This is a genomic window from Pseudomonas fluorescens (assembly GCF_019212185.1).
Taxonomy (GTDB): domain Bacteria; phylum Pseudomonadota; class Gammaproteobacteria; order Pseudomonadales; family Pseudomonadaceae; genus Aquipseudomonas.
Genome location: NZ_CP078138.1, coordinates 3,614,250 through 3,627,498, shown reverse-complemented (window position 1 = coordinate 3,627,498; position 13,249 = coordinate 3,614,250). Strand labels below are relative to the sequence as shown.

10 protein-coding genes are annotated in these 13,249 nt (G+C 61.6%); 5 read left to right on the top strand and 5 right to left on the bottom strand.

What is annotated here, in order from left to right; genetic code table 11:
• Nucleotides 1-159: 159 nt before the first annotated feature.
• A complete protein-coding gene (locus KW062_RS16240) occupies nucleotides 160-1,338 on the bottom strand; it encodes a hypothetical protein (RefSeq protein ID WP_105755452.1) in 1,179 nt (392 codons plus the stop codon).
• Between the two features lie 184 nt (nucleotides 1,339-1,522).
• Here KW062_RS16240 and KW062_RS16235 point away from each other — a divergent pair, with 184 nt between their 5' ends.
• The 5 genes from KW062_RS16235 (at nucleotide 1,523) to KW062_RS16215 (ending at nucleotide 8,420) form a co-directional block, all read left to right on the top strand.
• On the top strand, nucleotides 1,523-2,452 hold the full coding sequence (locus tag KW062_RS16235) for a LysR substrate-binding domain-containing protein (protein WP_105755453.1): 930 nt from the start codon (nucleotides 1,523-1,525) through the stop codon (nucleotides 2,450-2,452).
• A 161-nt stretch (nucleotides 2,453-2,613) separates the two neighbouring features.
• Nucleotides 2,614-4,038 carry an aldehyde dehydrogenase gene (gene aldA, locus KW062_RS16230; protein ID WP_105755454.1) on the top strand — a complete coding sequence of 475 codons (1,425 nt, stop codon included), beginning with the start codon at nucleotides 2,614-2,616 and terminating at the stop codon, nucleotides 4,036-4,038.
• Nucleotides 4,039-4,121: 83 nt separating this feature from the next.
• Complete coding sequence (locus tag KW062_RS16225; protein WP_105755455.1) at nucleotides 4,122-5,438, top strand: MFS transporter; 1,317 nt, start codon at nucleotides 4,122-4,124, stop codon at nucleotides 5,436-5,438.
• 1 nt (nucleotide 5,439) lies between these two features.
• On the top strand, nucleotides 5,440-6,657 hold the full coding sequence (locus KW062_RS16220) for a mandelate racemase/muconate lactonizing enzyme family protein (RefSeq protein WP_105755456.1): 1,218 nt from the start codon (nucleotides 5,440-5,442) through the stop codon (nucleotides 6,655-6,657).
• A gap of 155 nt (nucleotides 6,658-6,812) precedes the next feature.
• Nucleotides 6,813-8,420 carry a GMC family oxidoreductase gene (locus tag KW062_RS16215; RefSeq protein ID WP_105755457.1) on the top strand — a complete coding sequence of 536 codons (1,608 nt, stop codon included), beginning with the start codon at nucleotides 6,813-6,815 and terminating at the stop codon, nucleotides 8,418-8,420.
• Between the two features lie 8 nt (nucleotides 8,421-8,428).
• Here KW062_RS16215 and KW062_RS16210 read toward each other — a convergent pair whose 3' ends face one another.
• From KW062_RS16210 to KW062_RS16195, 4 genes are all read right to left on the bottom strand, one after another.
• Nucleotides 8,429-8,875, bottom strand: a complete 447-nt coding sequence (locus KW062_RS16210) for an NUDIX hydrolase (RefSeq protein WP_105755458.1) — start codon at nucleotides 8,873-8,875, stop codon at nucleotides 8,429-8,431.
• A 186-nt stretch (nucleotides 8,876-9,061) separates the two neighbouring features.
• On the bottom strand, nucleotides 9,062-11,473 hold the full coding sequence (locus tag KW062_RS16205; protein WP_105755459.1) for a TonB-dependent siderophore receptor: 2,412 nt from the start codon (nucleotides 11,471-11,473) through the stop codon (nucleotides 9,062-9,064).
• A gap of 100 nt (nucleotides 11,474-11,573) precedes the next feature.
• Nucleotides 11,574-12,563: a FecR domain-containing protein gene (locus KW062_RS16200; protein ID WP_256350792.1), complete on the bottom strand. Its 990-nt coding sequence runs from the start codon at nucleotides 12,561-12,563 to the stop codon at nucleotides 11,574-11,576.
• Nucleotides 12,539-13,060 (bottom strand): sigma-70 family RNA polymerase sigma factor, encoded by a 522-nt coding sequence (locus KW062_RS16195; protein WP_105755461.1) that lies wholly within the window; start codon nucleotides 13,058-13,060, stop codon nucleotides 12,539-12,541. Before KW062_RS16195 ends, KW062_RS16200 begins: the two co-directional genes overlap by 25 nt.
• Between the last annotated feature and the right edge of the window lie 189 nt (nucleotides 13,061-13,249).

Genomic DNA, 13,249 nt, shown 5'->3' with positions numbered 1-13,249 from the left:
CGAAGTCCTTATCTGACTATTTGTAGGCCGTTGATGCAAGTGTTGTTTGGGCACCCAATCGCGGGCAAGCCCACTCCCACACAGGGCCGATGTACACCAATCCACTGTGGGAGACGGCTTGCCCGCGATGGCATCCTCAAGAGCGCTGAAGAATCAGCATCAGAAGTAGTACCCAATGTTCATGTACAACTGGTTCTCCCATTGATCCGACCCACCAGCCCCCAGGCTCTGGGTGTAGTTGCTGCCACCAATGTACGGATCGTTCTTGCCGATCAGCCACTCGGTGGCCACCCACAGTTTGCTCACCGAAAACGAGCTGCCAAGGATCATCCGTTGCGAGGTCTTGAAGTCGCTGGCGGATTTGTCGAAGGCACTGTAGTTGGCGTACAGCTTGATCCCGCTGACCTGATCGAACAGGTACTTGCCATCGACGTCGTAGCTCAGGTCGGCCACATAAAGGTTGCCGCGACTGGCGACGTTGTAGGTGCCGTCGTAGCCGCCCAGGGTCACCAAATCGTCGGTGCCCGGATTGCGCGGCGACATCTGCTGCCGCGCTGCCTGCAATTGCACGCCCCAAGGCCCGTTCTTGCCCAGGTAATGCACGGCGACGGCATTGCGTCGGCCATCGTTGTTGGTGTCACGGTTTTCCAGGCTCGAGGTCAGGCCAGAAAGGCCGACTTCGGATTTCCATGGGCCCAGCTCCAGTGCTTTCGCCACCCGCAGCGCCAGGGTATTGCGCTCCTGATTGTCGCTACCGTCGACGACGTAGCTATCAGCTTCGGACACTACGCTGGAGTAAGTCACGCCATTGCTGGTGCCTTTGCCTTGCCACGCCGGGCGCAGGTAATAGCCGGCCTGCAGGTTCCAGTCACCGGATTGCTGGATGTATTTGGCGCCGACCTGTTGCACATCTTCCAGGCCGATGACGTTGCCCAGGGTTTCGTAGAAGGTGCTGCCGAAGTACGGCTGCAAGCCGAACGGCACCGTGTTCAAGCCGACTTGCACTTGCTGGTCCGGGTTGAACTTGTAGCCAGCCCACGCGTACTTGGCGAACTGAATATCGCCGTAGTTCTTGGTGTACTTGTAGGGGTAGGAGCGGCCGTAGAAACGGTACTGGGCCTCGCCGATCCAGGTGTCGGAGTTGTACTTGGCGCTGAGGAAGACGGTGTCGAGACCGAAGTTCTGAATGTCGCGATCCGGGTCGTAGTCCCAACGGGCACGAACGGCGCCTCCCAGATCAAGATTGTCGGTCACCTGTACGGCCATGGCGGGTGCAGCGATGGTGCAGAGCACGGCCAAATAAAGGGGGCTCAAACGCAGGGAAGCAGGGAAGGGCATGGGGCAGCTCTCGGTTATTTTTATGTGAGATGCCGGCCAGTCTTGCCCGCGGCGCGAGAATCAACAAACGATTAAAAATCCGACAAAACCTGCGTCAGACGCATGTTACTGAATAATCTTGTAGGACGATTCAGTCGGAGCGTGGGATGCTTGGCGCATTCAAGATCGTCTCCGAGTGCCTTACATGAAACGCAAAATGCCCGGTCTCAACGCCCTCAAGGCTTTTGAAGTGGCTGGCAGCACCGGCAGCTTCACCCGCGCCGCCGAGCTGTTGAACGTGACCCAGAGTGCGGTCAGTCGTCAGGTGCGCCAGCTCGAGGAGCAGTTGGGCGAGCCGCTGCTGGAGCGCCGGCATCATCACCTCGACCTGACCAGCGCCGGCCGGGTGCTGTTGCGGGCGCTGCACCAGTCATTCGACAAGATCGAGCTGACGGTGCGCAGCATCCAGCAGAAAACCCATTCCAATCGCCTGCACATCAATGCGCCGCCGACCTTTACCAGTCGCTGGCTGATGCCGCGCCTCGGGCGCCTGCGCGAGCAACACCCGGACCTGGAGTTGAGCATCAGCACGCGCCTGCAGGACAGCCTGGCGCAGAGCAGCACCCTGGATTGCGCGATTCGCTTTGGCGATGGTGAATGGGATGGGCTGGACAGCTCGCTGTTGATCCAGGAACGGCATATCGCGGTGTGCGCGCCGTCGCTGTATGCCCGCGAATGGAGCGAGGGGATCGACCTCAATCGCCTGACCCTGTTGCATGTGCTGGCCCGCGAAGACCAGCGCTACCTGACCTGGAAGCACTGGCTGGACGCGGCGCGGATCAGCGGCGTGGATACCCAGGGCGGCTACGAATTCGACCTGCTGGACCTGGCGATCCGCGCAGCCATCGACGGTCTGGGCATCACTATTGCCGACTGGCACATGGTCGCCACGGAGCTTGCCAGCGGGCAGTTGACCCAGGTGCTCAACGTGCATGTCGACGGCCACCAGTCCTACTGGCTGGTGACCCGCCCCGAGCAGACCGACATGCCGCAACTGCAGGTGTTCAGCCAGTGGTTGCAGGAGGAAATCTGGTTGGCGCAGCGGCAGTTGCAGCCGTCTACTGCGGCCGTCTGAGCCCTCCCACTGTAGGAGCGAGCCTCCTCCTACAAGGGAGAGTGTTGTTTTTGAGTAACCTGCATTTTTCGAATGTTACTCCGCTCAATAAATCGTTTGTTCAAAGCCGGTCCTGCGCCAAGACTGCCCGGACTGGATAAAAACAACGATGGGCGATTCACATGCGACTCGAGCGAAATTTTGTTAATGGTCAATTTGTCGATCCTGCCAGCGATGCGCTGATTGCAGTCTTTAACCCGGCGACCGAAGCCTTGGTCGGGCACGTCAGTGCCGCCACCGCCGATGAGGCGACTGCTGCGGTGGACGCAGCCGCCGTTGCACAGAAGACCTGGGGCAAGCTCACCAGCATCGAGCGCGGTGAACACCTGCGTGCTTTTGCCGAGGCCCTGGAATCCCGTGCCGAGGCGATTGGCCAGGCGCTGGCGGCAGAGTCCGGCAAAAGCGTCGAGGACGCCAGCAACGAGGCGCGCTACGCCGCGCAAATCACCCGTTATCACGCTGAATGGGCGCGCCGCATCGAAGGCGAGATCATTCCCAGCGATTCGCCGAATGAAAGCCTGTTTCTGCACCGCGAACCGATTGGTGTGGTCGCCTGCCTGATCCCGTTCAACTACCCGGTTTACACCCTGCTGCGCAAAATCGCCCCGGCGCTGATTGCCGGCAACACCGTGGTGGTGCGTCCGAGCAACAACACCCCGACGTCGGCATTCGAAATCGCCAAGGCTGTGCAGCAGTCGGGCATGCCGGCGGGCGTGGTGAATATCCTGACCATGGACCACGGCACCGCCGCGACGGTCTGCACCCACAACGCCGTGGGTTTGATCACCCTGACTGGCAGCGTCAACGCCGGGCGCATCGTGCTCGATTACTGCAAGGCCAATATCGCCAAGCCGTCCCTGGAACTGGGCGGCAAGACCCCGGCGATCATTGAAGCCGATGCGGACCTGGAAGCTGCCGCCAACGCCATCGTCTCCTCCAAGACCACCCACTGCGGCCAGTTGTGCACGGCGGTGGAGCGGGTCTATGTGCAGGAAAGCGTCTACGACAAATTTCTCGGCCTGCTGAAAGCAAAAATCGCTGCGGTGAAATTCGGCGACCGCACCACTGATGCCAGCCTGATGGGGCCGTTGGTCAACGCCAGTTCGCAGCAGAACATCCATGCCATGGTCGAGCGCGCTGTTGCCGACGGTGCTGTACTGGAAACAGGCGGTTTTATTCCGCAAGGCAAGGGTCATTTCTACCCGCCGACCCTGCTCAGCGGCTGCCGCCAGGACATGGAAATCATCCAGGAAGAAATCTTCGGCCCGGTTTTGCCGGTGCTCAAGTACCGCGACATCGACGAAGCGCTGGCCATGGCCAACGACCACCAGTTCGGCCTGTCTTCGGTGCTCTACACCGAGAATTACCGCACCACGATGAAAGTCGCCAGCGCCATCGAGGCCGGCGAACTGTACGTCAATCGCACTCCGGCCGACCCTTACCAAGGGTTCCACGCCGGCTGGAAACGCTCGGGCCTGGGCGGCGATGACGGCAAGCACGGCATGCTCGAATTTACCCAGACCCGTCTGGTGGTGATGAAGTACTGATTCACCGGAAACACGCCTCACGCTGCACTTATAAAAACAATTATCAGGGGAGCCCGAATCATCGGGTCCCCGAGGTCATATCCATGTCCAAGCAAGCATCCTCTGCTGCCGCTGTTCAAGGTTCCAATGCGGATACGAAAAGCCACGGTGACAAGGGCAGTCGTTACCTACAATTAATGCTGCTGGTGCTCGCCGCCGGGGCGATCTACCCGATTCTGTACCTGCGCCAGGTCTACCAGACCACCATGCTCGAGGTGTTCCAGATCAACCACAGCGAGCTGGGTTATCTGTACTCGATGCTCGGCACGATTTTCCTGCTCAGCTATTTGCCCAGCGGCTGGCTGGCGGACCGCATCGCGCCACGCTTCCTGATTTTCTTCTCGCTGGTCGCCACCGGCGCCCTGGGCCTGTGGTACTCCACCGCGCCGTCCATGACCTCGCTGATGATCATTTTCGGTTGCTGGGGCCTGACCACTGGCCTGACGTTCTGGGCCTCGGTGCTCAAGCGGGTCAAGATGATTGCCCATCACACCGAGCAGGGTCGTTTCTTCGGGATTCTCGACGGTGGTCGCGGCCTGGTTGAAGCCTTGCTGGCGACCGTTGCCCTGGCCCTGTTCGCGTTCGCCACCGAAACCCGTGGCGAGTCCGCCGCCGAAGGCTTCAAGCACGTGGTCTACCTGTACGCCTTCACCTGTATCGTCATCGGTTGCGTGCTGGTGCTGATCAAGGACCCGAAGTCGATGGAGGACACCGCGCCGGTCGAGAAGGGCAAGTACAACCTGCTCGGCGACCTCGCGATCCTGGTGAAAATCCCCGAGCTGTGGCTGGTTACGGCCATCGTGTTCTGCGGGTATCACATCTTCTGGGCCACCTACAGCTTCTCCGATTACCTGCAGGGCAGCGGCATGACCGCGGTCATGGCCGGCACCATCACCACCATCAAGCTGTGGATGCGCCCCATCGGCGGCATCGGCGGCGGCTGGTTGGGTGACCGCTTCTCGAATATCTCGGTGCTGACCGTTGCGCTGTTGCTGGCGACCCTGTCGATGGTCGGTCTGATCGTCTTTCCGGCGCTCAACAGCCTGGGTTTGTTGATCGGTACGGTGATCTTCATCGGCCTGATGACCTACGCCATTCGTGGCCTGTACTGGGCAATCCTCGACACCTGCAACATTCCGCTGCGCATCACCGGCCTGGCCATCGGCATTGTCTCGGTGGTCGGCTACCTGCCGGACGCCTTCATTCCCTTGATCAATGGTTACCTCACCGAGCATTACCCGGGTGCCTTTGGCTACAAGCTGTATTTCGGCTACATCGCCTTCGTCGGCCTGCTCGGGACCCTGGCGGCCCTGACCCTGCGCGAGCGAATCAATCGTCAATCCTTGAAGACTGGTGCCTGAGATGAAAATCGTCGCCCTTGAAACCCATATCGTTGCCGTTCCGCCACCCCATGTCGGCGGTATGTACTGGTTGTTCGTCAAGCTCAAGACCGACTGCGGCATCGAAGGCGTGGGTGAAATCTACGCCGCGACCTTTGGCCCCAAGGCCATGCTTCCGGTCATCGAAGACGTGTTCGAACGCTACCTGCTGAACCAGGACCCGCACCACATCGAGCGTTTCTTCCGCCAGGCCTATTCGAGCGGTTTCACCCAGCGTCCGGACCTGACCATGATGGGTGTGGTCAGCGGCCTGGAAATGGCTTGCTGGGACATCATCGGCAAGGCCGCGAACAAGCCGGTCTACGAATTGCTCGGCGGCAAGGTCAATGAGCGCCTGCGCTCCTACACCTACCTGTACCCGGTCAACAGCAAGGGCGAGTACGACTACGACGACCCTGACCTAGCCGCCGAGTGCGCCATCGAGAACATGAACAAGGGCTTCACCGCCGTCAAATTCGACCCGGCCGGGCCGTACACCGCGTACTCCGGGCATCAGATCTCGCTGCAAGTGCTGGAACGCTGCGAGACCTTTTGCCGCAAGATCCGCGAAGCGGTGGGCGACAAGTGCGACCTGCTGTTCGGCACTCACGGGCAGATGGTGCCGTCCTCGGCGATCCGCCTGGCCAAACGCCTGGAGAAATACGACCCGCTGTGGTTCGAAGAACCGGTGCCACCGGGCCAGGAAGACGCCATGGCGCAAGTCGCGGCCAAGACCAGCATCCCGATTGCCACGGGCGAGCGCCTGACCACCAAGTATGAATTCTTCAAGCTGCTGCAGGCCGGCGGTGCGTCGATCCTGCAGATGAACGTCGCGCGCTGCGGCGGCCTGCTGGAAGCGAAGAAAATCGCGAGCATGGCCGAGGCCTACTACGCGCAAATCGCCCCCCATCTGTACAACGGGCCGATTGGCGCGGCGGCAAGCTTCCAACTGGCGACTTGCACACCGAACTTCCTGATCCAGGAAAGCATCATGACCTGGGGCGGCTTCCATGCCGAAGTGTTGACCAAGCCGTTGCAGTGGGAGGACGGCTACATCATCCCGTCCACTGAGCCGGGCCTGGGTGTGGAGCTGAACATGGACGTGGTGCGCAAGCATTCGCCGTACACCGGCGAGCGCCTGCACCTGCAAATGGCGCCGACTCCGGCGGACGTCAAAGACACGGCACCGGCGCGGGGCTGACGGTAACGGTGCATTTCCCCTGTAGGAGCGAGCCTGCTCGCGATGAGGGCCTGACATTCAGCATTGATGTCGGCTGATCGGGCGCCTTCGCGAGCAGGCTCGCTCCTACAAGGGGTGGGTGATTTTTGTACAACGACTTACGCGGTAACCGTGAAATGAATTACGACTACATCATCGCTGGCGCAGGCGCCGCAGGTTGCGTCCTGGCCAACCGTCTCTCGGCCTCGGGCAAACACTCGGTGTTGCTGCTGGAAGCGGGCGGCAAGGACAGTTCCCTGTGGTTCAAGATCCCGGTCGGCTTTGCCAAGATGTACTACAACCCGACCTTCAACTGGATGTACTACAGCCAGCCGCAAAAACAGCTCGGCAACCGTGAAATCTACGCGCCACGGGGCAAGGTTCAGGGCGGCTCTGGCTCGATCAACGCGATGATCTACGTCCGTGGGCAGGCCCATGATTTTGACGACTGGGCGGCCAACGGCAACGACGGCTGGGGTTTCAAGGACGTGCTGCCGTACTTCCGCAAACTGGAAAACCATCCGCAGGGCGAGTCCCAATACCATGGCGCCAGCGGACCGATCACCATCACGCCGATGAAGGGCCAGACCCATCCGATCTGCGATGTGTTCCTCAAGGGCTGCGATGAACTCGGTTACCCGCGCAGCGACGACTTCAACGGTCCGTCCTTCGAAGGCTCGGGGATCTACGACGTCAACACCCGAAACGGCCAGCGCTGCTCCAGCAGTTTCGCCCACCTGCACCCGGCCCTGAGTCGGCCAAACCTGACGGTCGAGCATTACGCCCTGGTGGATCGGGTGCTGTTCGAGGGTGAGCGGGCGACGGGCATCAGCGTGACCCAGCACGGCGTGACGCGAACCTTTACCGCGAGCAAGGAAGTCATCCTGTGTGCCGGCGCGGTAGACACGCCGAAGATCCTGCAATTGTCCGGTGTTGCCGATCAGGCATTACTTGCCAAGCACCAGATTCCGCTGGTCAAGCACCTGCCGGCGGTGGGGCAGAATCTGCAGGACCACTTGTGCGCCAGCTACTACTACAAGGCCAATATCCCGACCTTGAACGATCAATTGAGCTCGTTGTTTGGCCAGTTCAAGCTGGGCCTCAAGTACCTGTTCACCCGTAAGGGCGCACTGGCGATGAGCGTCAATCAGGCCGGCGGTTTTTTCCGTGGCAATGGGCGGCAGGCCAATCCCAACCTGCAACTGTACTTCAACCCGTTGTCGTACCAGATCCCCAAAAACAACAAGGCCAGCCTCAAGCCCGAGCCTTATTCAGGCTTCCTGCTGTGCTTCAATCCGTGCCGGCCAACCAGTCGCGGACGGATTGAAATTGCCTCGAAAAATCCGCGGGATGCCGCGCTGATCGACCCCAATTACCTGAGCACGCAGAAAGACATCGACGAAGTGATCCAAGGTAGCCGGCTGATGCGCAAGATCATGGGGGCGCCGGCGCTCAAGGGCATCACCGTTGAAGAAGTGTTGCCTGGTCCGGCGATCGAAAGCGATGAACAGATGCTCCAGTACTTCCGCGACAACTGCGGCTCGATCTATCACCTGTGCGGCTCCTGCGCGATGGGGGCGGATGATCAGGTGTCGGTGGTGGACAAGCGCTTGAAGGTCCACGGCCTCAGCGGCTTGCGGATCGTCGATGCGTCGATTTTCCCCAACGTGACCTCCGGCAACACCCACGCAGCGGTGTTGATGGTGGCCGAGAAGGGTGCGGACCTGATCCTGCAGGACGCCTGAGGCCGGGCTCAGTCCAGCAACCCGGTGTCCTTGAGCAGTGCTTGCAGACCCAGGGGCACCAGCGGCGATTCGTCGGTAAAACTCGCGCTGCCCTGCCAGGTGGCGCGGAACGGTGCGCCGTTGCTTTCGTGGCCGTCGAGGTGCGGCTGTTCGTAGCGGGTTGGGTCGGTGAATTGGCCATCGTAGACCATGACAATTTCGTGGCCGGGTTTGTCGTTGTAGACGAACAGGCTCTCGAGGGTGCCCAGCAGGCGCAGGTGGTCGATGGGCAGGTCCAGTTCCTCGTGGATCTCGCGGACGATGGCCTGGGCGCTGGTCTCGCCAAACTCGATCCCGCCACCCAGCGGCCGGTACATGCAGCGCCCGGTGACCGGGTCGTCAAAGCGGTTGACCAGGATCCTGCCCTGGTAATGGAACACACACAGCGCGAGCGCGCGGATGCGGGGAGGGGTCATGGGTGCAGTCCTTTTGCGAGAGGGCGCGCATCATACAGGAGCGGGTCCGCTTGATGCGGTGTTGCTGCTGGCCCCATCGCGAGCAGGCTCGCTCCTACAATGGATTGGTGGCGATCACACATGCTGTGATGCATGCAAATCCCTGTAGGAGCCAGCCTGCTGGCGATGAAGTTGATGCGGTGTGGGTCAGTATTGCGCGCGCAAGGTCAGGGTCAGGTTGCGCGGGTCGCCGTAGAAGTTGGTGCCCCAGGACGCATCCACCCGGTCGTAGTACTTGCGGTCGAACAGGTTGTTGGCGGTCAGGGTCGAGGACAGGTTTTCGTTGAAGCGGTAGCCGACCTGGGCCGTGGCGACGGCGAAGCCGCCTTGTTCGAAGCGCACTTCGCGCTGGTAGTAGGTATCGCTGACCACCCGTACACCACCGCCGACGTTGAAGTCCTTGAGCGGGCCATCGGTGAAGTCGTACCGGGTCCACAGGTTGAAGTTGTGCCGTGGGGTGATGGTGCTGAAGGTCTGCCCTTCGGTGCCGTCATCGGCCTTGAGCATCTTGGTGGCGGTGTAGGCGTAGCCGGTGACGATGCTCCAGTTGTCGCTCAGGTTGCCGCTCAACTCGGTTTCCCAGCCTTCGCTGCGGGCCTTGCCTTGCGCCATGTAGGAGGCGGTGCTGTTGTTGTACTCGGCACGGTTTTCATCGTAGATGCGGAACAACGCGACGCTGGCATTCAGGCGCCCGTCGAAGAACTCGCGCTTGAGGCCGATTTCATACTGCTTGCCCTTGCGCGGACCGATCGGCTCATTGTCCGAACCAATCTCGCTCTGCGGTTTGAACACCCCGGTGTAGCTGGCATAGGCCGACAGCTCAGGCGTCAGTTTGGCGATCAGCGCGCCGTACGGCACGACCTTGCGGTTGATGCTGGTGTGGGCCTCGCCGAAGTCGTTGAAGAACGGGTTGGCCTTTTTCGCGTCGCTCTCGTACCAGGTCACCCGGCTGCCGCCGATCACGTCCAGCCAGTCGGTGACGTTGAACTTGGCGCGGGTGTAGATCCCGTATTGATCGGACTTGGACCAGTTGCCGTTGTTCTGTTCGTAATTCTGCTTGGGGATATCGATGCTGCCCGGATCGAACACGTTGATCGGGAAGTAGTCGCCGCCGCCGTAGGTGAAGTCCTTGTCCAGGTGCTGGTATTCGGCACCGACGGTGAGTTCGTGGCTGCGGTCCATGGCTTCGAAGGGGGTGGTGACGAAGCTGTCGACGCCAATGGTCTTGATGTGGGTGTAGTAGTTGTACGCCACCGCCCAGCTGTCGCCGTTCTCTTCGACCGCACCGTCAGCCCAGGTGAAGTTGCGCTGCGGGGTCTCGGCGTCGCGGTAGGTGAGGGTGGTCTTGAACTGGCCGCCGTTGTCCAGGGCGTGGTCGACTTCGGCGAAGGTTTCCCAGACTTTTTCGTTGAGTTCGTTCCACTTGGCATCGACGAAGGTCGAGCGCGGCACGTCGAGCAGGTTGCCGTTGGCGTAGGCCGGCAAGCCGAAGGCCGGGGTCGAGTGGTTTTGCTGATAGGCGCCGCCGACCGATAGGGTGGTGGCCGGATCGAGGTCGAACTCCAGGCGCCCGTAAGCCATCGGCCGTTCGTTCTGCGCATAGTCGACGAAGGATTTGTTGTTCTCGTAGGCGGTGATGAAGCGCCCACGCACGTTGCCCTGGTCGTTCAATGGGCCGGTGACGTCCACCGAGGAGCGGTAGTGATCGTAGGAACCGGCGGCCAGTTCGCCGCCGAGGGCAAATTTGCTCAAAGCGCGCTTGCGCACCACGTTGATCGTGCCGCCCGGTTCGCCGGCTCCCTGGTACAGGCCTGATGGGCCGCGCAGCACCTCGATGCGGTCGTACATCGCCAGGTCGAAGCTGGTGGCCATGTCGCCCTGGCCGGTGGGTTGCGAGACGCCGTCGACCTGCACCTGGTCGACCAGGAAACCGCGCATGTAGACGTCATTCAGGCTGGACCCGGAGTTGTAGGTCTTGATCGTCACCCCGGTGACCTGGCGCATGGCGTCCTGCAGGCTGTTCATGTTCTGGTCATCCATGCGCTGGCGCGTGACCACCGACACCGACTGCGGGATGTCCTTGAGCTTGATGTTGCCCTTGCCGATGCTCACTTCATCGGTGGTGTAGGAACGCGTGCCCTCGGTGGTCACGCCCAGGCCCTGGCCGGTGATGGCGGTCGGCGCCAGTTGCAGGGCATCGGCGTTGGCCGAGCGCACCAGGGTGTAGCTGGCGTCGGCGCGCTGCTGCAGGTCCAGCCCGGTGCCGCTGAGCAGGCGGGTCAGGGCTTCAAGCGGCGAGTAGCTGCCGCTCAGTCCCGGGCTTTGCTGGCCGTCGGTGAGGCTCGGGTCGAAGGACAGGGCGATATGGCTTTCGGCGGCGAAGCGCGAGAGTGTCTGCCCGAGGTTACCGGCCGGGATCTGGTAGCTGCGTTGTTGGCTGCTGCTCAGCGCCTGCGGCTGTGCCGCCCAGGCCTGGGCGCAGGCGCCGCTGATCAACAGGCCAAACAGTGCGTAAGCGGTGCGACGAAAGGGCGGAGTAGTTGCGGGGACAACGGGCATCGAGAAGTGATCCTGTGGGCAAGGGAGAAGGGGTGTTATTCCCTTGCCAGCCGAGCGCAAAAAAAGTGTCAGGCAAATGCGAAAATATTTTTTGCTCGCGTCAAACAGGCGCGATCGTCACCCAGTAACCACCCAGCCTTGAGGTGACTTGTACAGGGTAGGTCTGGCCGAGCATGTTCAGCGCACGCTGGCTGTCGTCCAGCGGAAACGCCCCGGACACCCGCACTTGAGCAACGGCCGGATCGCAGCGGACGATGCCCGGTCGATAGCGCGCCAACTCGGCGGCGAATTCGCCCATGGGCATACGGTCAGCCACCAGCATGCCCTCGGTCCAGGCGATGCGGCTGCTGTCGGTGGTGCCCAGGGCGCCGATTGCGCTGGCGGAAAACGCGCATTGCTGACCAGCCATGACCACACTTGGCGTCACTTGCACACGCCCGGACAATTCGATCTGCACGCGCCCTTCAAGGACCGCCAGACGGGTCATGCCAGCATCCTCGCGCACGCTAAAGACCGTGCCCAACGCCTGCAATCGTCCCTGGGCGGTGCTGACCCGCAAGGGCCGGGCGGGCACCTGGATATCGGCGGCGTTGCGCAGCAGGATTTCCCCCCTGAGCAGCCGTACCAGGCGCTGCTGGCCATCGAAGGCGACATCGATCGAAGTGTCGGTGTTGAGGGTGACCTGGCTGCCATCGAGCAGGGTCAGTTGCCGGCGCTGGCCAATCGGCGAATGGAAATCGGCGCTCCAGCCCTGGCGTTCGTTCAATTGCCAGCCCAGCCAACTGGCCGGCGCCAGCGCCAGCAGCGCTGCGAGACGGGCGAGCATGGCGCGGCGTTGCGGGCTGGCCGGGCGATCGAGGCTCGACAGCGCCAGGTCCACGGGCAAGCCGCCGAGACTGCCAAGCAGACGTTCGGCACGGCGCCAGGCGCGCTCACACTCGAGGCTGCTGGTGCGCCATTGCTGCCACTGGCGCAGTTCCTCGCTGCTGAGGTTGCCTTCGCCCAGGCGCATCAGCCACTCGGCGGCTTCGTCGAGGATCAGCGGATCGATCTGCGCTGGGCCACTCATTCCGGCATCAACTGCAGGCATTGCACAAAGGCCTGCTTGATGTAGCGCTTGACCGTGGTCAGGGACAGCTCCAGTTGCAGCGCGATATCGTCATATTTCATCCCGCTGATCTGCGACAGCAGGAACGCGCGCTTGACCAGCGGCGGCAAGGTGTTGAGCAGGGCATCGACTTCATGCAGGGTTTCGAGGATCAGGTAACGCTGCTCCGGCGAGGGCACCAGGGCCTCGGGCACTTGCGCGAGCGCCGCCAGGTAGGCGCGTTCCAGCGCCTGGCGCTGATACCAATTGATCATGATGCCCTTGGCCACGCAGGTCAGGTACGCCCGGGGTTCGGCCAGGTCGGGAAGCGCCTTGGCCGCCAGCACCCGGGTGAAGGTGTCGTGCATCAGGTCCGCGGCGTCCACCCGGTTGCCCAGCTTGCGTTGCAGCCAGGCGTACAGCCAGCCTTGATGGCCGACGTAGAGGGCTTCGACACTGCGTAGGTGCTGCTGGTGCATGGCCGCTTGGAGTTCGCTCATCACGTCGGGTTTTTTGTTAGTGAGAATTATTAGCAATTGTATCCATGGCATATCAATCCCGGCAAGCGTGAGAATGTTGGTCATCGGCTGGCGCGCGGTTGGCTACAATCACCAGCGTCGAATCCGCTCACTCATGAACAGGCGTCTGCTTATGCTTCTAACCCCGTTGCTCAACCTCGCGAGTCAATT

Coding starts and splice junctions, on each gene's coding strand:
- KW062_RS16240 (WP_105755452.1), bottom strand. CDS start 1,338: ATGCCCTTCCCTGCTTCCCTGCGTTTGAGCCCCCTTTATTTGGCCGTG.
- KW062_RS16235 (WP_105755453.1), top strand. CDS start 1,523: ATGAAACGCAAAATGCCCGGTCTCAACGCCCTCAAGGCTTTTGAAGTG.
- aldA (WP_105755454.1), top strand. CDS start 2,614: ATGCGACTCGAGCGAAATTTTGTTAATGGTCAATTTGTCGATCCTGCC.
- KW062_RS16225 (WP_105755455.1), top strand. CDS start 4,122: ATGTCCAAGCAAGCATCCTCTGCTGCCGCTGTTCAAGGTTCCAATGCG.
- KW062_RS16220 (WP_105755456.1), top strand. CDS start 5,440: ATGAAAATCGTCGCCCTTGAAACCCATATCGTTGCCGTTCCGCCACCC.
- KW062_RS16215 (WP_105755457.1), top strand. CDS start 6,813: ATGAATTACGACTACATCATCGCTGGCGCAGGCGCCGCAGGTTGCGTC.
- KW062_RS16210 (WP_105755458.1), bottom strand. CDS start 8,875: ATGACCCCTCCCCGCATCCGCGCGCTCGCGCTGTGTGTGTTCCATTAC.
- KW062_RS16205 (WP_105755459.1), bottom strand. CDS start 11,473: ATGCCCGTTGTCCCCGCAACTACTCCGCCCTTTCGTCGCACCGCTTAC.
- KW062_RS16200 (WP_256350792.1), bottom strand. CDS start 12,563: ATGCCTGCAGTTGATGCCGGAATGAGTGGCCCAGCGCAGATCGATCCG.
- KW062_RS16195 (WP_105755461.1), bottom strand. CDS start 13,060: ATGAGCGAACTCCAAGCGGCCATGCACCAGCAGCACCTACGCAGTGTC.